The organism is Natrarchaeobius oligotrophus, assembly GCF_003841465.1.
In the GTDB taxonomy this organism is placed as follows: Archaea; Halobacteriota; Halobacteria; order Halobacteriales; family Natrialbaceae; genus Natrarchaeobius; species Natrarchaeobius oligotrophus.
In genome coordinates, this window is sequence record NZ_REFZ01000001.1 from 408,692 (window position 1) to 431,557 (window position 22,866).

The 22,866-nt window shown below is 67.2% G+C and carries 16 protein-coding genes and 3 pseudogenes; 14 read left to right on the forward strand and 5 right to left on the reverse strand.

The window, feature by feature from the left end; translation table 11 throughout:
- Positions 1-167: 167 nt before the first annotated feature.
- The 4 genes from EA472_RS02050 (at position 168) to EA472_RS02065 (ending at position 6,227) form a co-directional block, all read left to right on the forward strand.
- Positions 168-1,307, forward strand: coding sequence for a segregation/condensation protein A (locus tag EA472_RS02050; RefSeq protein WP_207891110.1), 1,140 nt, complete (start codon positions 168-170; stop codon positions 1,305-1,307).
- Between the two features lie 131 nt (positions 1,308-1,438).
- On the forward strand, positions 1,439-1,939 hold the full coding sequence (locus EA472_RS02055) for a hypothetical protein (RefSeq protein WP_124189845.1): 501 nt from the start codon (positions 1,439-1,441) through the stop codon (positions 1,937-1,939).
- A gap of 184 nt (positions 1,940-2,123) precedes the next feature.
- Positions 2,124-3,581, forward strand: a complete 1,458-nt coding sequence (locus EA472_RS02060) for an MATE family efflux transporter (protein ID WP_124189846.1) — start codon at positions 2,124-2,126, stop codon at positions 3,579-3,581.
- A gap of 69 nt (positions 3,582-3,650) precedes the next feature.
- Complete coding sequence (locus EA472_RS02065; protein WP_124189847.1) at positions 3,651-6,227, forward strand: heavy metal translocating P-type ATPase; 2,577 nt, start codon at positions 3,651-3,653, stop codon at positions 6,225-6,227.
- A gap of 87 nt (positions 6,228-6,314) precedes the next feature.
- Here EA472_RS02065 and EA472_RS02070 read toward each other — a convergent pair whose 3' ends face one another.
- On the reverse strand, positions 6,315-7,013 hold the full coding sequence (locus EA472_RS02070; RefSeq protein WP_124189848.1) for a phosphoribosyltransferase: 699 nt from the start codon (positions 7,011-7,013) through the stop codon (positions 6,315-6,317).
- Positions 7,014-7,217: 204 nt separating this feature from the next.
- Between EA472_RS02070 and EA472_RS02075 the strand changes: the two genes are divergently transcribed.
- The 7 genes and pseudogenes from EA472_RS02075 to EA472_RS02105 all read left to right on the forward strand — a co-directional run.
- Positions 7,218-7,772: a hypothetical protein gene (locus tag EA472_RS02075; protein WP_124189849.1), complete on the forward strand. Its 555-nt coding sequence runs from the start codon at positions 7,218-7,220 to the stop codon at positions 7,770-7,772.
- Positions 7,773-7,910: 138 nt separating this feature from the next.
- A complete protein-coding gene (gene thiC, locus EA472_RS02080) occupies positions 7,911-9,347 on the forward strand; it encodes a phosphomethylpyrimidine synthase ThiC (protein ID WP_124189850.1) in 1,437 nt (478 codons plus the stop codon).
- A gap of 60 nt (positions 9,348-9,407) precedes the next feature.
- The gene (locus EA472_RS02085; protein ID WP_124189851.1) at positions 9,408-10,307 is read left to right on the forward strand and encodes a PhzF family phenazine biosynthesis protein; all 900 of its coding nucleotides are present in this window, start codon (positions 9,408-9,410) and stop codon (positions 10,305-10,307) included.
- A 279-nt stretch (positions 10,308-10,586) separates the two neighbouring features.
- Positions 10,587-12,920: a phosphoenolpyruvate synthase gene (gene ppsA / locus EA472_RS02090; RefSeq protein ID WP_124189852.1), complete on the forward strand. Its 2,334-nt coding sequence runs from the start codon at positions 10,587-10,589 to the stop codon at positions 12,918-12,920.
- Between the two features lie 129 nt (positions 12,921-13,049).
- On the forward strand, positions 13,050-14,135 hold the full coding sequence (gene mfnA / locus EA472_RS02095; protein WP_124189853.1) for a tyrosine decarboxylase MfnA: 1,086 nt from the start codon (positions 13,050-13,052) through the stop codon (positions 14,133-14,135).
- Between the two features lie 5 nt (positions 14,136-14,140).
- Positions 14,141-14,476 carry a hypothetical protein gene (locus tag EA472_RS02100; RefSeq protein ID WP_124189854.1) on the forward strand — a complete coding sequence of 112 codons (336 nt, stop codon included), beginning with the start codon at positions 14,141-14,143 and terminating at the stop codon, positions 14,474-14,476.
- A 27-nt stretch (positions 14,477-14,503) separates the two neighbouring features.
- A pseudogene (locus EA472_RS02105) lies at positions 14,504-14,716 on the forward strand (magnesium transporter); the annotation flags it as partial.
- Positions 14,717-14,950: 234 nt separating this feature from the next.
- Here EA472_RS02105 and EA472_RS02110 read toward each other — a convergent pair.
- On the reverse strand, positions 14,951-16,318 hold the full coding sequence (locus EA472_RS02110; protein ID WP_124189855.1) for a sodium-dependent transporter: 1,368 nt from the start codon (positions 16,316-16,318) through the stop codon (positions 14,951-14,953).
- A gap of 251 nt (positions 16,319-16,569) precedes the next feature.
- Here EA472_RS02110 and metG point away from each other — a divergent pair, with 251 nt between their 5' ends.
- The gene (gene metG, locus EA472_RS02115) at positions 16,570-18,693 is read left to right on the forward strand and encodes a methionine--tRNA ligase (RefSeq protein ID WP_124189856.1); all 2,124 of its coding nucleotides are present in this window, start codon (positions 16,570-16,572) and stop codon (positions 18,691-18,693) included.
- A gap of 277 nt (positions 18,694-18,970) precedes the next feature.
- Here metG and EA472_RS02120 read toward each other — a convergent pair whose 3' ends face one another.
- Entirely contained in the window at positions 18,971-21,076 is a 2,106-nt protein-coding gene (locus EA472_RS02120; protein ID WP_124189857.1) for a serine hydrolase domain-containing protein, read from the reverse strand.
- Positions 21,077-21,157: 81 nt separating this feature from the next.
- On the opposite strand from EA472_RS02120, the gene EA472_RS02125 reads away from it, so the two are divergent.
- Positions 21,158-22,075, forward strand: a complete 918-nt coding sequence (locus EA472_RS02125; RefSeq protein WP_124189858.1) for a winged helix-turn-helix domain-containing protein — start codon at positions 21,158-21,160, stop codon at positions 22,073-22,075.
- A gap of 124 nt (positions 22,076-22,199) precedes the next feature.
- Here the strand turns inward: EA472_RS02125 and EA472_RS02130 are convergent, their stop codons facing one another.
- Positions 22,200-22,487, reverse strand: a complete 288-nt coding sequence (locus tag EA472_RS02130) for a GYD domain-containing protein (RefSeq protein ID WP_124189859.1) — start codon at positions 22,485-22,487, stop codon at positions 22,200-22,202.
- 166 nt (positions 22,488-22,653) lie between these two features.
- Here EA472_RS02130 and EA472_RS23365 point away from each other — a divergent pair.
- Positions 22,654-22,788 (forward strand): annotated as a pseudogene (locus EA472_RS23365) (pyruvate kinase); the annotation flags it as partial.
- Here the strand turns inward: EA472_RS23365 and EA472_RS22870 are convergent.
- Positions 22,766-22,864 (reverse strand): annotated as a pseudogene (locus EA472_RS22870) (GYD domain-containing protein); the annotation flags it as partial. The pseudogenes EA472_RS23365 and EA472_RS22870 overlap by 23 nt on opposite strands.
- Positions 22,865-22,866: the final 2 nt, after the last annotated feature.

Genomic DNA, 22,866 nt, shown 5'->3' on the forward strand with positions numbered 1-22,866 from the left:
GCGCCTTGGAAATGGCGAGCGAGGAGCGCAGCGACCCGCGAGCCGCCGAGGATCCGACGGCGACGACGGGTTCCTCGGAAAGCCGAGCGGGGAACGACGTGACCCGCGAGGAACCCGAGGGGCCAACGGCGACGACGGGTTCCTCGGAAAGCCGAGCGGGGAACGACGTGACCCGCGAGGAACCCGAGGGGCCAACGGCGACGACGGGTTCCTCGGAAAGCCGAGCGGGGAACGACGTGACCCGCGAGGAACCCGAGGGGCCAACGGCGACGACGGGTTCCTCGGAAAGCCGAGCGGGGAACGACGTGACCCGCGAGGAACCCGAGGAGTTCTATCAGGAGGTTCGAACCGACGGCGGCGACGACATCCCGCTGCACATCGCCGGTCACGAGGACCGCGAGCCGCCGGGAGCAAAGAGCGGCGGGGCCGGCGAGACGGTGCTCGAGTTTTCGGAGGACGGGACGGACTCGAGCGCCGACGCCGGAGCCGGGGACGACGACGCGGACGACGAGGAGGTCGAGCCGGTCGAACTGCTCGTCCAGCTCGCCAAGGACGGCGAGATCGATCCGTGGGACATCGACGTCGTTCGGGTGACGGACAAGTTCCTCGAGGCGCTAGACGACGCGGACCTGCGGACCTCGGGGCGGGCGCTGTTCTACGCGAGCGTCCTGTTGCGGATGAAAAGCGACGAGCTGTTCGCCCCGGACGAGCCGGACGAAGAGGAGCTACCGCCCTGGGAGGCACCGTTCGCCGACGACGGGGCGGACGCCGAAAGCGAGCACCCGCCGGGGTTCGATCCGATCGAGAGCCTCGAGGCGGAGATGGAGCGCCGCCTCGAGCGCAAGCAGGCCCGCGGAAAGCCCGAGACGCTGGACGAACTGGTTCGCGAGCTTCGAACGGCCGAACGCGGCACCTGGTGGAAGGAGTCGCGCAGTTACGACACGAGCGACTCCCCGCGCGGGTACGACCGCGGCGTCCAGGAGCTGAGTTACCACGCGGAGGATCAGTTTCGCGTCGACGACGAGCCGACCAGCGACGACGTCACCCACACGACCCACGAGGAGGACATCGAGACCGTCATCGACGACGTCGAAGCGGTTCTCGAGGAACAGTACGAAAACGGACGCGACGAGGTGCTGTACGCCGAGGTCGACGAGGTGGGCGGCACGCGCGTGATGACGTACCTCGCGTTGTTGTTTCTCGCCCACCGCGGCCGCGTCACGCTCGAGCAGGACGAACTGTTCGGCGACCTCTGGATTCAGCGGCCGACGCTCGAGGCGGAGCCGAAGGAAGCGGTCGCAGACTGACGTCCCGGTGTCGGAAAGCGATCGCCGTCCATTACGGATTGCCGTCCCGACGCCCCGACGCTCGCCGGAACGAGTCGTCGCCGAACGCGCGCCGAAAGGATTATTTTCCGCTCGCCAGTGTGACAAGACGAATGACACGACCGGCTCGCAGTCACAGCGCCGGCGAGGGGCTTCGACGCGTCGCGGACCACCTCGGGTTCGCGCTGTTGTGGTGCTGGATCCTCGTCTCGATGTTTTTCGTCCCGGCGCTGCTCGGCTACTGGTGGCTCGGGACGATTCTGTTTCTGCTCGGACTGATCGTCTGCTGGCAGGCGGCCGAGGCCACTCGCGATCCGGTGTACGCGATCGGAACGCGTCGCGAGGTTCGAACCGGCCGCGTCGAGGACGATCGCGTCGACTGCGACGAGTGCGGTCGCTCGGCGCGCGGCGGCGAGTACCGCCGGTACGAGCGCCGACGCGTCCTGTTCGGAACGACGATCGCGGTGCTCGAGTCGGGCGAGAACGTCTACTGCGAGGCGTGTTCGATCGATCCGCGCGACCGAGACGGTCGCGAAGTCGAGTCGACCCTCGAGTCCGGAATGGGCGTCGGCTCGCCAGTCTCCGACGCCGAACGCGAGGGCGATCGGCGATAGGTCGGCGTCCGAGCGCCTCGTAGACGTCGCTGCCGCCGGTTACGTCGATGATCGTGCCCTCGCGTTGCGGAACGGACCCGGAAACGGTCGGATTCTCGTCGATCGCTGAGAGCGCGCCCGAATCATTGGTCATCGATATCACATATCACAAGCGATCAAATACGTCGGGTTACATTACACTGTCATGCCCTCCAGCGGCGAGTCCGACGCGGGGAACCTGACCGACGGCTCCCTCGTTCGGCCGATGTTCGTGCTGGCCTGGCCGCTCGTGGTCATCCAGCTCCTGCAGGTCGCCTACAACGTCGGCGACACCTTCTGGCTGGGCGCGCTCTCGCCCGATGCGGTCGGCGCGGTCAGCCTCGCGTTTCCCCTGTTGTTCCTGCTGATCGCCGTCGGCGCGGGCTTTACGACGGCCGGTGCGATCCTCATCGCCCAGCACACGGGCGCCAAAAGCGGTGAGGGTGGCCTGATCGCGGGTCAGACGCTCTCGTTCGTCTCGCTTCTCGCGATCGTCCTCGGGATCGTCGGCTACCTGGCGACCGATCCGATGCTCGCGCTCCTTCCCGCCGACGCGGACACGGAGGCGGCGATCGTGCCGCTGGCGGCCGACTACCTGCGGATCTTCTTCCTCGGGCTCCCGTTCGTGTTCGGCTTTTTCGTCTTCGTCGCGCTCATGCGGGGGTACGGTAACACGTACGCGCCGATGCGGGTGATGGTCGTCAGCGTCGTGATCAACCTCGCGATCGACCCGTTGCTCATCTTCGGCGTCGGCCCCCTGCCACGCCTCGAGGTCGCCGGCGCGGCGGTCGCGACCGTCATCTCGCGGGGCGCGGCGACGGCGATCGGGTTCTACGTCCTCTACTACACGGACGTCGGCCCGGAGATGGAGGCGAGTCACTTCGTACCGCGACTGGAGTACGTCTCCGAGATCGTCCGACTCGGCGTTCCGACGGCGATCGAGCAGTCGATGACGGCGCTGGCGATGGTCGCGATGACCGCGATCGTCGTGACCTTCCCGCCGGCGGTCGTCGCGGCCTACGGCCTCGGCAACCGGCTCATCTCGCTGGCGTTCCTGCCGGCGCTCGGGATGGGGCAGGCGATGGACTCGATCGTCGGTCAGAACCTCGGTGCCGACAGGCCGGACCGGGCGGAGTCGGCGACCTGGATCGGCGCCGCCGTGGTCGGCGCGATCATGGCCGTGGCGGGTCTGATCGCGTTTCTCTTCCCGGAGCCGTTCGTCTCGGTGTTTCTCACTGCCGAGGCCGAAGGGCGGGCGGCGACGATCGAGTACGGGGTGACGTACCTCCGGTTCGCCGCGTTCGCGTTCGTCTTCATGGGCGTGATGCAGGTCGTCCTCGGCGCGTTCCGCGGCGCGGGCAACACGAAGACGGCGCTCGTGTTCGCCGTTCTCGGCCTGTGGATCGTCCGGATCCCGGCGACGTACTACCTGATCTTCGTCGCCGGCTGGGGGACGACCGGCATCTGGGCGGGCGTCGTCGTCGGCGACGTCGTCGGCGCGATCACTGCCCTCGCCTGGTTCACTCGGGGCACCTGGAAGGAATCGATCGTCGACGACGCGGACGACGGAAGCGGGACCGACGACGGTCCGCCGGGACCCGAAAGCGAGTCGGTCGCGGAGTGATCGTCCGCCGTTCGACCGCGGCCGTCGTCCCCGAAAACGCATTACCTTCTTCGGACCGACGGAGTGAACGTGGAACGCGAGCGCTCGAGCGACGATCGGTGTCACCTCTGTGGAACGACCGTCGGAGCCTCGGCGTCGGCGCTCGAGACGGCGGCCGGCGACGTCGTCTGTTCGCCGGGCTGTCGGGACGTCGCGGCGTCGCTTCCGCCGGTCGGCGACGGCGGGGCTGCAACGGACGTCGCGGCGAGTGCGTCCGCTGGGACGGACGCCTCGCCGAACTCGCTCGTTCGCACGTACGTCCGGATCGACGGCATGTACTCCGCGACGTGCGAGGCGTTTCTCGAGTCGGTCGCCGAGCGCCGGGACGGCGTCGAATCCGCCAGCGCGAGCTACGTCACCGAAGCCGTCACGATCGACCACGATCCCGACCGCACCTCGGCGACGGAGCTTCGAGACGCGCTGACCGGGCTCGGATACACGGCGTACCTGCGCGAGGAGGCGGCGGGCGGCGACGACTCGAGCGGCGGCACGCGACGGTCCAGGGAGATGTCGGGGCTACGAAAGCGCCGGTCGGACGACGCACTGGAGTTTCGGTACGTCGTCGGCGTCGTCTTCGGCACGTTCTTGCTCGTTCCGTACGTGGCGGTTTTCTACCCGGTCTTTCTCTCGTCGTACTCCAACTGGGGCGTGTTGCGCTACTACGACGAGGCGTTCGCGAGCCTCGACGGGCTGGTGTTTCTCCCAGTGTTTTTCGTCGTCACCGGGCTCGTCCTCTATCTCACGGGGTTGCCGCTGTTGCGCGGCGCGTACGTTAGCCTCAGGCTCCGTCGCCCGAACGCGCACCTGCTCGCCGCCCTCACGATCGTCGCCGCCTACGCGTACGGGACGCTCTCGATCGCGCGCGGCGACATCGACGTCTACTACGATCTGACCGTCGTGGTCGCCGCCCTCGTCATGGCGGCGATCTTCGCGGAAGCGACGATCAAACGCGAGGCGACCGGCCGGCTCACCGAACTCACTTCGCTCGAGGTGGACGAGGGTCGACTGCTCGCGGACGACGGATCGACGCGGTCGGTGCCGGTCGACGACCTGGCGGCCGGCGACCGGGTGCTCGTTCGGGCGGGCGAGCGGGTTCCGATCGACGGCATCCTGCGGGCGAGCGCGTGCACGGTCGACGAGGCGGTCGTCACCGGCGAGTCGTTGCCGGTTTCGAAGGAACCGGGCGAGGCGGTCGTCGGTGGCTCCGTGGTGACGGACGGGAGCGCGATCGTCGCCGTGGACGACGATTCGACAGGCGGCATCGACCGCCTCGCGCGGTCGGTCTGGGACGTCCAGAGCGCGGATCACGGCGACTCGCGGCGGGCGGATGCGCTCGCGGCGACGCTGACCCCGATCGTGCTCGGGACGGCGATCCTCGTCGGCGCGGGTCGGTACGCTCTCGGCGACACCCTGCTCGACGTCTGGTCGGCGGTTCTCCTGACGGTCGTGGTCGCGAGCCCGTGGGCGCTCGCGCTCGCGGTTCCCGCCTCCGTCGCGGCGAGTCTTCGCGAAGCCAGCGAGCGCGGACTCGTCGTCTTCGACGAGACGGTGTTCGAGCGGCTTCGCGACGTCGACGTCGTCGTCTTCGACAAGACGGGAACGCTCACGACCGGCGAGATGACCGTGCTCGAGGCCGACGCGCCCGCCGACCTCCTTCGGGACGCCGCCGCCGTCGAGCGCAGGTCCGGCCATCCGGTCGCGCGAGCCCTTACCGACGCGTTCGGGACGGAGCGACGGGAAGAGCCGTCGGACGACTCGGTTCGATCCGACGGGGGATCGGACTCGAGCGCGGACGAGTTCGACGCGAGCGAGGGCGGCGCGAACGCGGGCGGAACGCGATCGAGTGTGGACGACGCCCGATCGCAGCCGACGGTTCGCGAGTTCCGGAGTCACGCGAACGGCGTCGAGGGCGTCGTCGACGGTCGACGGATCCTCGTCGGTCATCCATCGCTCTTTCGCGGGTGCGGCTGGTCGCTTTCCGAGGAGCTGGCCGCTCGCGTTCGCCGTGTACGAGACGACGGCCGGCTTCCGATCGTCGTCGGTCGCGACGGGAGAGCCGACGGCGTCGTGGTCGTCGGGGACGAACCCAGGGCGGGCTGGGACGAGACGATCGCGAGCATCGGCGAGCGCGACAGGACGGTGGTCGTCCTGACGGGCGACGACGAATCGGCGGCCGAGCGGTTCGCCGAACATCCGGACGTCGATCGGCTGTTCGCTCGCGTGCCGCCGGGAGGCAAGCGGGCGGCGATTCGACGGCTCAAGACGGAGGGGAGCGTGGCGATGGTCGGCGACGGGACCAACGACGCGCCGGCGCTCGCCGAGGCGGATCTCGGCATCTCGCTCGGGAGCGCCACGGCGCTCGCGGCTGACGCGGCCGACGTCGCGACGCTCGAGGACGATCTCGCGGCCGTCGAGCGATCGTTCCGGCTGGCGAGTGCGGCGCGCCGGCGATTTAGACGAACGCTGGGGCTTGCGCTTTCGTACAACGCCGTCGTCCTCCCGATCGCCGCGGTGGGCGCGTTGAACCCGCTGTTCGCGACCGGGGCAGCCGTCGGCTGTGCGGCGGTCGTCGCCGCGAACGCGTCGCGGCCGCTCGTCGACGAGTGACGTCCGAGCGAGCGCGGTTTCGTTCCCGCGAGGGTGCGTTTCGATCCGCCCGAGCGCGTTTATTCGCGAGGCGATGGCGGAGGTCGGTCAGCCCTCGAGCAGCGTCCACTCGTCGGGGCCGCGAGCCGCGACGACGTTTCGGCGCTCCATCTCCGCGAGCACCTCGGGGATCCGGTCCGGCTGGGCGATCTCCATCTCGATACGCTCGATGCCGTGGTACTCGGCGAGGAAGTGGCGGATCTCGTCTTTCGTGAACGTCTCCTGGTCGGCTCGCTCCATCGCGCCCGAGATCAGATCGACCATGTCCTCGATGAAGTTCCAGGGGTAGACGATCCACGTCCACTCCTCGAGTTGTTCGCCGACGTAATCCGGCTCGAACTCGCTGGTCCGGAGCAACTGCAGCGTCGCGGTGCGAACTTCGCCGGCGTCGCGGTCGTCGACGTACTCGTAGGCGCGGCTGATCGAGCCGCCGGTGTCCGCGATGTCGTCGATGACGAGGACGTCCTTTCCCTCGACGCTGCCTTCGGGCATCGGATATCGGACGGTCGGCTCGCCCGTCTTCTCGGCCGTACCGACGTAGTGTTCCATCTTCAGGCTCGTCAGGTCGTCGAGCCCCAGGAAATCGCAGAGACACCGTCCCGCGAACCAGCCGCCCCGCGCCAGCGCGACGATGACGTCGGGTTCGAACTCGTCGCGACGAACTTCGTCGCTGACGTCCCGACACAGGCCGTAAATGTACTCCCAGTTCGTGATCGTACAGTCGAAGTCGTCCGGTAGATCGGACATCTGGTGGCCACCTACTCGAGAAACTGGCGGCGATCACAATAAGTGGGCTGATGGGGAGTGTCGTAACGAGTGGTCGGTGAACCCACAGACGAGTCGTCGTTTCACCGGCAACGATTTACCACAGTCCCTACGAAACGGCGGTCTCGACGCCGTGCGATCCGCCAGCAAGTATTTCTCACCGTTGACCGAACTCCCGAGCGATCGATGGCTTCCACGCGAAACTACGACCGACTCCTCGAGTTCGAGAACGTCGTCGGCGTCGACTACGACGAAACCGAGCGGCGGGTTACGGTGTTCGTTTCGGACGACACACGGATATCCGCGGAGGACGTTCGCACCCGTCTCGCGGAGCCGGACGGCGTCGAGGTTCGCTTCGTCGATCCGTCGACCGGCGAGGCCGCGCCGTCGCGTCAGCCGTCTCTCGATCCCGTCATTTCGTCGGCGTTCGCGACCGCCTCGCTGTCGCTCGAGTCCGCGTCGATCGACGGCGACCCGAGTCCGGGCGAATCGATCGAGGTCTCCGTGACCGTCCGCGCCGAGCCCGGGACGTACTGGCTCTCGATCGACGCGGTCCGGGCGGACTCCCCCGAATCCGATCGATCGAAACGCGGCGACGACGATCCCGCGATCGTCTCCGTCTCGGGACGAACCGACTCCCCGGGACGGGCGGTCGTGACCCTCCCCGTTTCCGTCCCCGACGAGACGACCGGACCGGTTTCCGTGCGGATCTGCGGCGGCCCGCTCGACGACCTCGAGTGAGTTCCGTTCAGTTTTCGACCCGAGAGATCGAACGCGAGCGACGCACTCCGTCGTCTCACCGACGTTTCGTCCGATTCGCGTCCGATCCGGGACCGATACCGGCATTATTTATAACTCGATGGTATAACTTAGTTATTGATGGCGAACACGCAGATCGCAGCCGCTCGAGCGGGACGAATCACCGAGGAGATGCACCGCGTCGCAGAACGCGAGAACCGCGACCCCGAGTTCGTTCGCGAACGGGTCGCCGACGGGCAAGCCGTGATTCCGGCGAACCGGAACCACGACGCGCTGGATCCGATGATCATCGGCCGGGAGTTCGCGACGAAAGTCAACGCCAACATCGGGAACAGCGAGACGACCAGCGACCTCGAGACGGAACTCGAAAAACTCCACGCAGCGGTCCACTACGGCGCGGATACGGTGATGGATCTGGGTACGGGAAGCGACCTGGACGATATTCGCGAAACGCACGTCGACCACTCGCCGGTGCCGCTCGGCACCGTGCCGCTGTACGAGGCGGTCAAGCGGGCCGGGAGTCCCGAGGACCTGACGACGGACCTGTTGCTCGAGGTCATCGAAAAGCAGGCCGAGCAGGGCGTCGACTACATGACGATCCACGCGGGCATCCTCGCGGAGCATCTTGCGCTGACCGACGGCCGAAAGACGGGGATCGTCTCCCGCGGCGGCTCGATCGTGGCGAAGTGGATGGAAGAACGAGGCGAGCAGAATCCCCTGTTTCAGGTGTACGACGAGATCTGCGAGATCTTCGCCGAACACGACGTGACGTTCAGTCTCGGGGACAGCCTCAGGCCGGGGAGCCTCGCCGACGCCTGCGACGAGGCCCAGTACGCCGAACTCGACACGCTGGGTGAACTGACGCGTCGCGCGTGGGAGTACGACGTTCAGGTGATGGTCGAGGGTCCCGGCCACGTCCCGATGCACAGAGTCGCGGAGAACGTCGAGCGCCAGCAGGAGGTCTGCGACGGCGCGCCGTTTTACGTGCTCGGGCCGCTCGTGACCGACATCGCGCCGGGCTACGACCACATCACGAGCGCGATCGGCGCGGCGATGGCGGCGCAGGCGGGAGCGGCGATGCTCTGTTACGTCACCCCGAAAGAACACCTCGGCCTCCCCGAGGAGGACGACGTCCGCGAGGGGCTGGCGGCGTACCGGATCGCCGCCCACGCGGGAGACGTCGCGAACGAACGACCGGGCGCTCGAGACTGGGACGACGCGCTCTCGGAGGCTCGATACGAGTTCGACTGGCGCGAGCAGTTCCGGCTCGCGCTCGATCCCGATCGCGCCCGCGACTACCACGACCAGACGCTGCCCGGCGACAACTACAAGGAGGCGCGCTTTTGCTCGATGTGCGGTGTCGACTTCTGTTCGATGCGGATCGATCAGGATGCGCGCGACGTCGAGGACGGCGAGATGACCCGTCTCGAGACGAAGACGGACCTCGAGTCCTCGTCCGCGGCGGAGGTCAACCTGCCGCCCGTCGGCACCCACGACTCGCCGTCGACGGTCGACGCGGACGGCGAGTCGGCTCTCGAGGGGGCGAGCGACGACTGACGGCGATCGAGGTCGCGTGTCAGTGAAAAGAGCGAATAGCCCCCCGCGTCACGTCCCCGTATGAACACGACCCGGATCGTTCAGGTCGACGCGTTCACCGACGAACCGTGTACGGGAAACCCGGCCGGCGTCGTCCCGGACGCCGACGGACTCTCGAGCTACCAGATGCAGACCATCGCGAGCGAGATGGCCCTGAGCGAGACGGCGTTCCTGCGGACGAGCGACGAGGCCGACCGCGGAATTCGGTATTTCACGCCCGCACAGGAGGTCGACCTCTGCGGGCACGCGACGATCGGCTCGTTCGCGTTCCTCCACGACGAGGGCCTCGAGCCGGGAACGACGACGCTCGAGACGAACGTCGGCGTCCTCGAGATCGAGGTCGCGGACGACGGGGCCGTCTGGATGACCCAGGACGCGCCGACGATCCGCGAGGTCGACGTCGGCTACAGCCGCGTGGCCGACGCGCTCGGGGTCGAGCGTGCGGCGCTCGAGGGGGCGAGCGACGACCTCCCGCTTGCGGTCGCCTCGACCGGCCTCCCGTTTCTGGTCGTCCCGATCACGTACCTCTCCGATCTCGGCAACGCGACTCCGGAGATGGCGGCGATCGAGCACCTCACCGACGCGGTCGACGCCACCGGAATCTACCTCTGTACCTTCGACGCGCTCGAGGCGGAGTCGACACTTCACGGACGGATGTTCGCGCCGGGAGCCGGGGTCCCCGAAGACCCCGTCACGGGCACGGCAAGCGGCGCCGTCGGCGCGTACCTCGATCACTTCGGCGCGTTCGACGACGACATGCCCGACGAACTCCGCCTCGAGCAGGGTCACTACGTCGACCGACCGGGACTGGTTCGCGTCAGGGTCGGCGACGCCGTCCAGGTCGGCGGCCGCGGCGTCACCGTCCTCGACGGCTCGCTGCTCGTTCCCGACGACGAGGACGACGACATCCTCGAGGCCTGACCGCCGTCGCGGTCGGATCGCGTCCTGTCGCGATCGCTCCCGACGAGTACCCGGTTTCGAACTCGAGCGGGACGATCGGTGACATCCCTCGAACGGCCGCGCGAAACGGACAGTATTTCCTGCAATATGCCATTCGTCAAATATAATCGGATTCACCGAAAGCGCTCGCTGTACGGCGAAATTCACCGTTCGTCACAGAACATCATTCGATCGTGAGTTGTGATTTGTGGCGATTATTCGCAACCTTCTTTAGCTACTCACTAGTCCACGCAAATAGAGATGGCTGTACTCTGGCTGGACGAGATCAGTGCCGGCGACCTCGAGACGGTCGGCGGGAAAGGTGCTTCCCTCGGTGAACTCACGGGCGCGGGCCTGCCCGTCCCCCCGGGCTTCGTGGTGACGGCCGGAACCTACCGGTCGTTCATCGAGGAGGCCGAAATCGACGACGAGCTGTTCGAGGTCGTCGACGTCGATGCCGACGACTCGAGCGCGCTCGCGACGGCCGCGGACCGCGCCCAGGAGCTGATCCTCGAGACGCCGTTTCCCGAAGACCTGCGCGAGGAGATTCTCGCCGCCTATCACGAGGTGGGCGACGGGGAGGCGTTCGTCGCGGTCCGCTCGTCCGCGACAGCCGAAGACCTGCCCGACGCGTCGTTCGCGGGCCAACAGGAGACGTTCCTGAACGTCACCGAAGCGCAGTTGCTCGACCGCGTCCGGGAGTGCTGGGCGTCGCTGTTCACCCAGCGGGCGATCTACTACCGCCAGGAGCAGGGGTTCGACCACGCCACGGTCAACATCGCGGTCGTCGTCCAGCAGATGGTCGACGCCGAAAAGTCCGGTGTGATGTTCACCAGCCACCCCTCGACGGGCGATCCGACGATGATCATCGAAGCCGCCTGGGGACTCGGCGAAGCCGTCGTCTCCGGAGCCGTCTCGCCGGATAACTACGTCGTTCCCCGTGACGAGGACGACGTCGACGTCACCGTCGCGGAAAAGAAGGTGATGCACGTCAAAGACGAAGAGACCGGCGAAACCGTCGAGCGCGAGGTGCCAGACGAGAAACGGGAGGCCCGCGTGATCGACGACGAGGACATCGATCAGCTCGTCAAACTCGGTGAGCGAGTCGAGGACCACTACGGCGAACCCCAGGACGTCGAGTGGGCCATGGTCGACGGCGACGTGTTCATGCTCCAGTCGCGCCCGATCACCACGATCGACGAAACCGACGCCGCCGACGCAACCGAGGACTCGCTCGACGTCACCGGCGACCCCGCGACGGGCGTCACCGACGGCAGCGGCGTCCAGACCGCCGCCGACGCCTCCGATCGCGACGACTCCGGCGAGATCCTCGTCGACGGACTCGGCTCGAGTCCCGGTATCGTCAGCGGTCCGGCCAAGATCGTCAAGAAGCTCGACGACCTCGCGAAAGTCAGCGAGGGTGACATCATCGTCACCGAGATGACGATGCCCGACATGGTTCCCGCGATGAAACGCGCCTCGGGGATCGTCACCGACGAGGGCGGCATGACCAGCCACGCCGCGATCGTCTCCCGCGAACTCGGCGTCCCCGCGATCGTCGGGACGACGAACGCGACGACCGTCCTCGAGGACGGCCAGGTCGTCACCCTGGACGGCGAGAAGGGGGCCGTCCTCGAGGGGACGGAGGTCGAACCCGACGAGGAGACCGAGCCCGTCGAGGAGGTTCGCCCGCAGTCGCCGGTCAAGCCGATGACCGCGACGGAGGTGAAAGTCAACGTCTCGATCCCCGAAGCCGCCGAGCGCGCGGCGGCGACGGGTGCCGACGGCGTCGGCCTCCTTCGAACGGAGCACATGATCCTCTCGCTGAATCGGACGCCGGAGAAGTACATCGAGGAACACGGCGCGGACGCCTACACCAACGAACTCGTCGAGGGAATCCGCAGCGTCGCCGACGAGTTCTACCCGCGGCCGGTCCGCGTCCGAACCCTCGACGCGCCGACCGACGAGTTCCGCCAGCTCGAGGGCGGCGAGGACGAACCCGAAGAGCACAACCCGATGCTCGGCTACCGCGGCATCCGTCGATCGCTCGACCGGACCGACGTCTTCGGCCACGAACTCGAGGCGTTCCGTCGGCTCTACGACCTCGGGTACGACAACGTCGAGATCATGTTTCCGCTGGTCAACGACGCGGAAGACGTCTACCGCGCCAAACGCCGGATGACCGAGGCCGGCATCGATCCGGACAAGCGCAAGTGGGGCGTCATGATCGAGACGCCGGCCTCGGCGCTGTGCGTCGAGGAGATGGCCGCGACCGGCATCGACTTCGCTTCCTTCGGCACGAACGATCTCACCCAGTACACGCTGGCTGTCGACCGCAACAACGAGAACGTCGCCGACCGGTTCGACGAGCTTCACCCCGGCGTTTTGCGGCTCATCGGCGACGTCATCGAAACGTGTCGCGAACACGACGTCGCCACGAGCATCTGCGGCCAGGCCGGCTCGAAACCCGACATGGTCCAGTTCCTGGTCAACGAGGGCGTCAGTTCGATCTCCGCGAACATCGACGCCGTCCGCGACGTCCAGCACGAAGTCAAACGCGTCGAGCAGAAGCTGCTGCTCGAGTCGGTTCGCTGATCATCGGTTCCTCCAACAGCGTCGTTCGGTTCGGCTGCGCCGACTCGTTCGCGCGATGGGCGAGACGCGGACGGCTCTGTGCCTCGCGTAAACGCAACGCATAAACAGCCGACCGTCAACACACCTGATATGCAGATCGAGCCGCAGGCGTTCGACCGGGTGCTGTCGTCGATGTGTACGGAGCCCCACCCGGTGGCGCGCGAGGCGGCCGAACGGTTTCTCGCGACCAACCCCGGCGATCCGGGGACGTATCCGACCGTCTCGGCGCTCGAGGACGAGGCGATCGAACGGCTCGGCGAGATCGCCGGGCTGGACGAGCCGGCGGGGTACGTCGCGAGCGGCGGTACGGAGGCGAACGTCCAGGCCGTCCGGATCGCCCGCGAGCGCGCCGACTCCAGCCGTCCGAACGTCGTCATGCCCGAGTCCGGCCACTTCAGCTTCCGGAAGGCCGCGGACGTCCTCGGCGTCGAGCTCCGGATCGTGCCGACGGACGACCGCCACCGGGCGACCGTCGAGGCCGTCCGTGCCACCGTGGACGACGACACCGCGCTGGTGATCGGCGTCGCGGGAACGACGGAGTACGGCCGCGTCGACCCGATCCCGGAACTCGGCGAGATCGCCCGATCGGTCGACGCGATGTTTCACGTCGACGCCGCCTGGGGCGGGTTCGTGCTGCCGTTTACCGACTACGAGTGGCACTTCGGGCACGCGCCGGTCGACACGATGTCGATCGATCCGCACAAGATGGGCCAGGCCGCGGTTCCCGCCGGCGGCCTGCTCGTTCGCTCGCCCGAGTTACTCGACGAACTCGCCGTCGACACGCCGTACCTCGAGTCGACGTCGCAGGCGACGCTCACCGGGACGCGATCGGGGGCGGGCGTCGCGAGCGCCGTCGCGGCGATGGACGAACTGTGGCCCGCGGGATACCGACGGCAGTACGTCCGCTCTCAGAACAACGCGGAGTGGCTCGCCGACGCGCTGAAAAAACGGGGCTACGCGGTCGTCGAGCCGTCGCTCCCGCTGGTCGCGGCCGACGTCGACCGCGGGACGTTCGAGGCGCTGCGCGCGAAGGGGTGGCGGCTCTCCCGGACCGCCGCCGACGAACTCCGAATCGTCTGCATGCCACACGTCACCCGGACGATGCTCGCGTCGTTCGTCGGCGACCTCGATCGGCTCGAGGTTCGCGCGAGCGTCCCGGTCGCGAGCGACGACTGATCGCGATGGCGATCGATCGCATCGACGTCGTCGCGTTCGCCGGACTCGTTCTGCTCGCGGCGGCCTCGAGAGCGCTCGAGGTCCTCCTCGTCGCGGCGGCGCTGGGCGGCTTTCTGCTCTCGCTTTCGGTCTGGCGGCTCTACGGCGGCCGCCCCTGGGAGGCGCTGGGGTGGCTCTCGTGGGTCGGCGCGGCGGTGACGATCGTTCTCGATCCCGGCGGACTCACGTTTCTGGTCGCGTTCGGCGGATTCGGCCTGGTCGGCGGCTGTCTCCTCGCCGGCGGACGGCTGGGTCTCTTTCCGGACGTCTGGAGCGTCGAGGAGTCGCCGATCGAGGAGTGACGAGCGTTCACATTCGACCGCAACGGATACGCCGTCGAACTGGCGACGGTCGTCTTCGTCGGTCTCCTGACCGTCTGTATCGTCGCCTCGATCGTCGGCTACGTCATCCCGTGGCTGATGCACAAGATCGGATTCGACCCGGCGGCGGCGTCCGACCCGCTGATCACGACCGTCAAGGACGTCACCGCGTTGCTCATCTACTTCGGGCTGGCGGCGGTCCTGCTCGCCGAACTGCTGTAAGGTCCGCCGAACGCTCGCCCGCCGGCGTTCGCGGGCGTGACAGGGTGACGCGGCCGGGAGCGTCGTCGCGTTCGACGGCCGAAACCCAACAGGCGTTGGCGATACGCTTTTTCCCGTCTCGAGGGTACCAGTGGTGCGGAATTCGACGGCGAAGTCATCTCACACCGGTTCCGGGCTGGAAGGTCCCGGGACCGTTCCTGCTTCCACGCGCTCGAGCGTCGGCGCTCGAGACAGTTAGCGATCGGCCAGCCACTCGCTGAACGGTCCGGTCAGGAACTCGGCGTAGTCGAGGACACCGAGCACCAGGGCGACGAACAGGACGAGGACGACCGGAATCCGGACCGCCCAGATCCACGCGGTTCCGTACGATCCGAGGTCGCCGATTCCGCGTCCCAGTTCGTCGATCGCGAGCGACGACAGCGACCAGCCGACGAGGATCATCAACAGGAGCCCGCCGAGCACCAGCAGGATCTGGTCGGCGAACAGGTCGAACAGGTCGAGCAGGACGAGGTCGTACGCCGACGGGATTCCGAGCAGGAACATGCCGCCACCGATGAGCGCCGCCGCGGTCATCCGATCGAGGTTTCGCTCGTCGATCGCGTAGGAGACGACGACTTCCATCAGGCTGATCGCACTCGAGAGGGCGGCGATCGCCACGGTGGCGAAGAACACCGCGCCGATCAGCCAGCCGAACGTCAGGTCGCCGAAGGCGGCCGCCAGCGAGACGAAGATCGCCCCCGCACCGGGATCGGCCGGATCGACGCCCGCGGTGAAGAGGATGGGAAAGACGATCAGCCCGGTGACGAACGCGATCGCGGTGTCCAAGCCGATGACGATCGCGCCGTCCTCCGCGAGATTTCTGTTCTCTCCGAGATACGAGGCGTAGGTGATCATCACGCCCATCCCGAGCGAGAGCGTGAAAAACGCCTGTCCGGCGGCGGCTGGGAGGATGCTCGTCCAGTTCTCGGCGATGACGCTCCACTCCGGCGAGAGGTAGTACGCGTATGCGTCGCCGGCCCCCTCGAGGGTGGCCGCGTAGATCGCCAGCCCGACCGTGATGACGATGATCGCTGGAACCAGGACCTTCACCGCGAGTTCGATCCCGCGCTGGATGCCCATCCCCACGATGAGGATCACCGCGGCCATGAAGATCGCGTGGAGGACGATCGCGTCGAGCCCGCTCGCGAGGGTGACGAACTGCGCTTCGGCCTCGCCGGCGTCGGCGAGGTAGCCGTCCTGCAGTCCGAGGATCGTGTACCTGATCGTCCAGCCGGCGACGACGCTGTAGTACGAGAGGATGACGAACCCCGTCGCGATGAAGATCCAGCCGACGTACTGCCACGCGCCGCTGCCGAGTTCCCTGAGCGCGCCGACGGGATTTCGCTCCGTGTACCGGCCGACGACGAACTCGACCAGCATCGCGGGAAATCCGACCGCGACGATGAACACCAGGTAGATCACCAAGAACGCGGCACCGCCTTCCTGGCCCACCTGGAACGGAAACCGCCAGATGTTCCCGAGACCGACCGCGCTGCCGACCGCCGCGAAGATGAACCCGATGCGCGTTGCCCACGCTTCCCGTGGAATGTCGACGGAGCTCATGTCCGCCGCAACCACGCAGTGTGGCAAAATATCACGTGACCGTCCGCTCGAGTAATCGTCGTTTTCGGATCGTAGTCCGACGATACGACGAGACCGGACCGGAAGCGCCTGCACGGAGTACGCCGCCCGAACAGCCCCGCGAGCGTCGGGTTGCTCGAGCGACCGCACCGATCGACGGCGCGTCTCGGGTTCGGCCCCGCCCGCGATCGAAAACCGGCGGGTTTTACGCCCGCCACCGACACATCGTACGTATGAGCAACGACGAGTTTCCGACGGACCGTCCGGCCGTGGTGACCTGCGGGTTGCCCTACGCCAACGGCGACCTCCACATCGGACACCTCCGCGGATACATCGGCGCGGACGCGTTCAATCGCGCGTTGAAGACGCTCGGTCAGCAGACGGCGTACGTCTGCGGTTCGGACATGCACGGCACGCCGGTCGCCGTCAACGCCGAACAGCAGGGCGTCGATCCCGCGGAGTTCGCGCTCGACTGGCACCGCCAGTACGAGGAGACGTTCCCGCAGTTCAACGTCGAGTTCGACAACTACGGTCACACCCACGACGAGACCAACACCGAACTGACGAAAGAGATCGTCCGGACGCTGGACGAGGAGGGCCACGTCTACGAAAAGGAGATCCAAGTCGCGTACGACCCCGAGGCCGATCAGTACCTCCCCGATCGCTACGTCGAGGGAACCTGTCCGTACTGCGGCGAGAAGGCCCGCGGCGACGAGTGCGACGAGGGCTGTCAGCGCCATCTGGAGCCCGGCGAAGTCGAGAATCCGGTGAGTTCGATCACGGGTAATCCGGCCGAGTACCGAGAGCGCGCACACAAGTTCTTCGAGGTCTCGGCGTTCGAGGAGTACCTCACCGAGTTCCTCGACGGCCTCGAGGGAACGTCGAACGCGCGCAACCAGCCCCGCCAGTGGATCGAAGACGGACTGCAGGACTGGTGTATCACCCGCGACATGGACTGGGGGATCGACTACCCCGGCGACGCGGACGACGAGACCGGAAGCGATCTCGTCCTCTACGTCTGGGTCGACGCACCCATCGAGTACATCTCCTCGACGAAGCAGTACACCGAGCGAGTGGGTGCCGACGAGTACGACTGGGAACGGGTCTGGACGGAAGAAGGCGACATCGTCCACGTCATCGGCCGCGACATCATCCAGCACCACACCATCTTCTGGCCCGCGATGCTCGAGGGTGCCGGCTACAACGCGCCGCGAGCCGTCGCGGCGACGGGTTTCATCACGATCAACGGCAAGGGGCTTTCGACCAGTCGAAACCGGGCGATCTGGGCGAACGAGTACCTCGAGGAGGGCTTTCATCCCGACCTCCTGCGGTACTACCTGACGACGACCGGCGGCCTCCAGCAGGACGTCGACTTCTCGTGGAACGCGTTCCAGGAGAAGGTCAACGGCGAACTCGTCGGCACCGTCGGTAACTTCTGGTACCGCTCGCTGCTGTTTGCCTACCGGAACTACGAGGGAACCCCCGAGGAAGCCGTCTCGGCGGAGGTCCGCGAGCGGATCGAAGGTGCCATCGGCGACGTCCGCGAGAGCGTCAACGAGTACGATCTGCGTGGAATCGGCCGGGCCGCCACCCGGCTCGCGCAGTTCGGCAACGAGTACATCCAGCGCAACGAGCCCTGGAAGCTCACGGACGACGACCCCGAGCGAGCCGCACAGGTCATTCGCGACTGCGTCCAGATCGCCAAAGCCGTCGCCGTCTTGCTCGAGCCGATCACCCCCGACAAATCCCAGCGCTTGTGGGAACAGATCGGCGAGGACGGCGACGTCGCGGACGTCCACCTCGAGGACGCCCTCGAGACCCCGCCACGAAACTTCGACGAGCCGGGCGAACTCTTCGCGAAGATCGAAGACGACCGCGTCGACGAGTTGAACGAGAAACTCGAAGAGCGGATCGCGGCCGCCACGGACGGGGACGTGGACGACGGAACCGAAAGCGACGACACCGATGCGGACGAATCCGACGATATGACCGATTCGGAATCCGAAACGGAGACGGACGACCTCGAGCCCCTGCTCGAGGATCGCATCAGCTTCGACGACTTTCAGGAGCTCGATATCCGCGTCGGCCGCATCGAGGCGGCCGAGGGGATCGAGGGCGCGGACGACCTCGCGCGCCTCGAGGTCGACGTCGGCTTCGAGACGCGGCAGGTGGTCGCCGGCATCAAGCAGCTACACGACCTCTCCGAACTGCCCGGCCAGAAGTGCGTCCTGCTCGTCAACATGGAGCCCGCCGAACTGTTCGGCGTCGAGAGCAACGGCATGATCCTCGCCGCCGGCGACGAAGCGGACCTGCTGACGACCCACGGCGACGCCGCGGTCGGCGAGAAGGTCCGGTAGCGGACTCGTCTGAATTGCCCTTCGAAAAATTTCTCGCACCCGTTACGGCCACCGGTCTGACAGGTCGGTGTCGTTTCTGTTGTACCTGCTTCGATCGACCGCCCGACCGGTAGCGATGCGCGATCACCAACACGCATTGGCAGTGCTTATTTAATCACCAACACACATTGGTAGTACTTATTTGAAAATCGCCGTCCACGTCACACGTGAGGTCCTGATCCAGAAACTCCCCCCATTCCATCCTGGATCGCGGACCTCTCCACCACCACACCATCGGTCACGAGGGGATGCGAAGCAGGTTCCAGTACCACAGCAGCCAGCAGAAGCCGATCGCGCTGGCGACTACCAGCGCGTAGTGGAGCCTCGAGAGCCGACTCCAGTAGCCGTCGCGCCAGGCGACGACGGCGTACCCCGCCGACGCGACGGCACCGCCGGCGCCGAGCAGCCCCAGGACGGCGACGAGGTCGTACGCGAGCGGCGGATCGCTCAACAGCGTGTGTGGGTACAGAACCAGCAGGGCGATCACCGCGGCGACGAAGCCGAACAGACAGGCGATCGCGCCGCCGGCAATCCAGCGCGCACGCGCCGGTCCGCCGGCGGGCAGCGGGAGCGCCGGCGGCGACCGGGACGTTGCGGCGTCGGACGTCTCGGTAGCGTCGGATGGCGATCCCCGATCCGACGATTCCACTCTCGACGACGAATCGGCGTCAGGCTCCGCGACGGTACTCGAGTCGCCGCCGAACCGTCGCCACCCCCACGACAGCGGCCAGGCGGCCAGTCCGGAGAGCATTCCGAGCGTCGTCGCGCCCACGAGCCCGCCGTGGACCGCGAGCGACTCGTGACGCGCGATCCGTTCGTACGCGTGAAAGCCCGTAAAGAGGTGGGTTACCGCGCCGCCGTCGTCGCGAAACGCCAGCGTCCCGGTTCCGTCGGCCTCGTCGAAGACGAGCGGCTCCCGTTCGATCCACCGGGTCGTTCCGCCGCCGGCGTCGGTAACGAGGTAGCCGTCGTCGACCGAGACGTCGATCTGGCCGGCCTGTAGCGTCGACGACAGTCGGGCGTGTGTCGACTCGGCGATCCGCACGCCGCGGTACGTTCCGACGAGGTCGTCCGCCCGCCGTGGCGGACCGTCCGGCTCGGTCTCGAGCGACGGTTCGGCGTCGGTTCTCGGAACGAACTCCTCGAAGAACGCCTCGAGAACGTCGGCGTTCGCCGCGCCACCGGTGTTCGTGTTGTACGCGAGAAACAGCCCGAGGTCGTACTCCGGGACCAACACCAGGTAGCTGTAGAAACCGGGTACCATCCCGTCGTGGTGGAGGATCCGAACGCCGCGTCGCTCGTCCTCGAGCAGCCCGAAGGCGATGCCGGGAACCGCGTCGTGGTGGGTGAACCACCGGTCCAGCGCGGCGTCGACGGACTCGGGCTCGAGGATCCGCCCGCCGTCGACGGCCCCGTCGCCCAGCAGGGCCCACAGGAACTGCGCGACGTCGGTCGCCGTCGCGACCGCCGCGCCCGCGGGTGCGATCTCGAGGCCGAGTTCGGGAGCCTCTTCGACCCCGCCCCCGAAGGACGTGTACCCCTTCGAGACGACGATCTCGTCTGGGGCGGGCTGCTCGAACGTGGCGGACGTCATCGACAGCGGCTCGAACAGCGACTCCTCGGCGTACGCTTCGAAGCTCGTTCCGGCGACGTCGGCGACGAGCTGTCCCGCGAGCGCGGTGCCGTAGTTCGAGTACGACGCGATCTCTCCGGGCGGTCGAACCCGCTCCGGTCGTTCTTCGTCCAGCACCTCGGCGAGCGGCCGCCGCGCTTCGGGATCGGTGACCCAGGTTCCCCGAAACCGCTCCTCGAAGCCCGCGGTGTGGGTCGCGAGGTGGGAGACGGTGATCGGCTCGTCGTACGCGTCGGGGATCGAGACGGACTCGAGGGGGTTCCGGACGTCCTCGCCGGGGTCGATTCGGCCGTCCTCGATCAGCTGCATCGTGGCGGCCCAGACGAGCGGCTTGGAGACCGAACCGATCCGGAAGGCCGTCTCGCCGGCGTCGACCGTGGTTCCCTCGGCGCGGTCGGCGTCGCCGAATCCGCGCGCGAGTTCGACGCCGTCGCTTCGGACGACGGCCATCGACGCGCCGACGACGTCGTGGTCGTCGAGCAGGTCCGGGACGGTCTCGTCGACGAACTCCTCGAGTCCCTCGAGGTCGACGTCGGAGGGCGTCGCATCGGTCGCGCTTCGCGTCTCGGGCGACGGAGCCGGTCGGCTCGTCGTCGCGTGCTCGGAGCCGGTTTCGGCGCGATCGCTCCGGGGAAGCGAGCCCGCGAGCGACGCCGCACCGAGGAGGGCCGATCCCGAGAGGATTCGTCTGCGGGGTAGTCGTCTCGACATCGATGGCGTCCGTGCGTTCCAGCGGGATCGACATATGTATTTGGAGCAATAGTTTACTCCCGATATCGGGCGGTGTCCTCGATGACGAATCGACGCGCGGATTCGAACGGGCGGGCCGGCGCGAACGACCGACCCGCCGACCCGTTCAAGGCGCTCGGCAACGAGACGCGTCTGGAGATCCTTCGAACGCTCTACGAGCGGATGCAGGGCGACGAGGCTCCGCTCTCGTATTCGGCGTTGCGCGATCGCGTCGGCGTCGCGGACAAGGGCAACTTCAACTATCACCTCCGCCAGCTCGACGGCCGATTCCTCGAGGACGACGGCGACGGCTACCGGCTCACGTTCGCGGGCTTCGAGATCGCGAAAGTGATCGACGTCGACGCCTGGCGGTCCCACGAGGCGTGTGGGCCAGTGGTGCTCGAGGACGGGAGCGAACGCGGTACCGTCTGCGATTCCGACGGCGGGGACGAGTCGCTCACGGCGGTCTACGAGGACAGCGTCGTGAAGATCCGACGCGGCGACGAGACGCTGTCCGCCCACGCGGTCCGTCCCGCCGGCGCGACAGACCGGGGGATGGCGATGGACGCGCTCCTCGACGTGGCGTCGACCCTCTGGCAGCACACGATCGAGTCCATCCTCGAGGGGATCTGTCCGTACTGTCACGCGACGGTCGAGCGCCGGCTCGCGATCGACGAGTCGTCCGCGTGGGTCCATTCGTTTCGCGCGACGTGCACGACGTGTGGTCCGCTGGGCGGTTCGCACGTCGCCATCGCCGCGGTCGTTCATCCGGCGGTGATCTCGTTCTGCTGGGAGCGCGGCGTCGACGTCACGACGCGACCGCACTGGGAGCTGCCGTTCGTCGACGACGCCGCGGTGACGGTCGCCAGCGAGGAGCCGACACGACTGCGAGTCGACGTGGAACTCGAGGGCGACCGACTCGAAGTACTGCTCGACGAGACGGTTTCCGTCGTCGGGACGAACCGCCGTGAAAAGCGGTGATCACGACGTCCGAGCGACGGTCGGTGCTCGAGACGTCAGGCGCGGGCGTCGGTCCGGACGCTCGAGCGGCGACCGCGAGCGACCGGTTTCCGACCGACGTCGTCTCCGGCGGGAGACGCTTCGCTCAGATCTCGTCGACCAGTTGCGCGAAGTCGTCGGTGTCGACCACCGACATCGTCTGGGCGTCGAGCCCGTGGCGGTGCAGCGTCAGCGCCGACTTGAACGCTCCGTCCCGGTCTCCCGCCTCGAAGATGATGAGAAAGTCGTGGTGGCCGAGGACGGCGTAGGAGTCGATCAGTTCGGCGTCGTGGTCCTCGAATTCGGTTCTGATCTCACCCCAGATCGACGCCAGCTCCTGGGTGTTCTGGACGTCTCGTCCCTCGAGTTCGACGAGCGACGCGTACGTGGGCATGGGCTCGCTACGACGGGCCGACGGAAAACGATTGACGTGGCAACGGACGGGTCCCGGCGCTCGCGGTTGGCCGACGCCTCGGACGCGCTCGACCACCGGTAAAAATTCGTACTCGATTTCGAGTAAGTCCTGTACCTTTTTGCCCGTGCTCGCGCTACCCCGAGCCATGAGAAAGGCGAAAATCGTCTGTACCCTCGGGCCGGCCTCGAGCGATCGGGACGCGATCCGGGAGCTGGCCGAGGCCGGGATGTCCGTCGCTCGGTTGAACGCGAGCCATGGAAGTCGTGTTCGCCGAGAAGCGCGTACGAATCCACGAGTTCGGCCTCGTGTTCCTCGAACTCCGTCTGTATCTCGCCCCAGATCGAGACAAGTTCCTGCT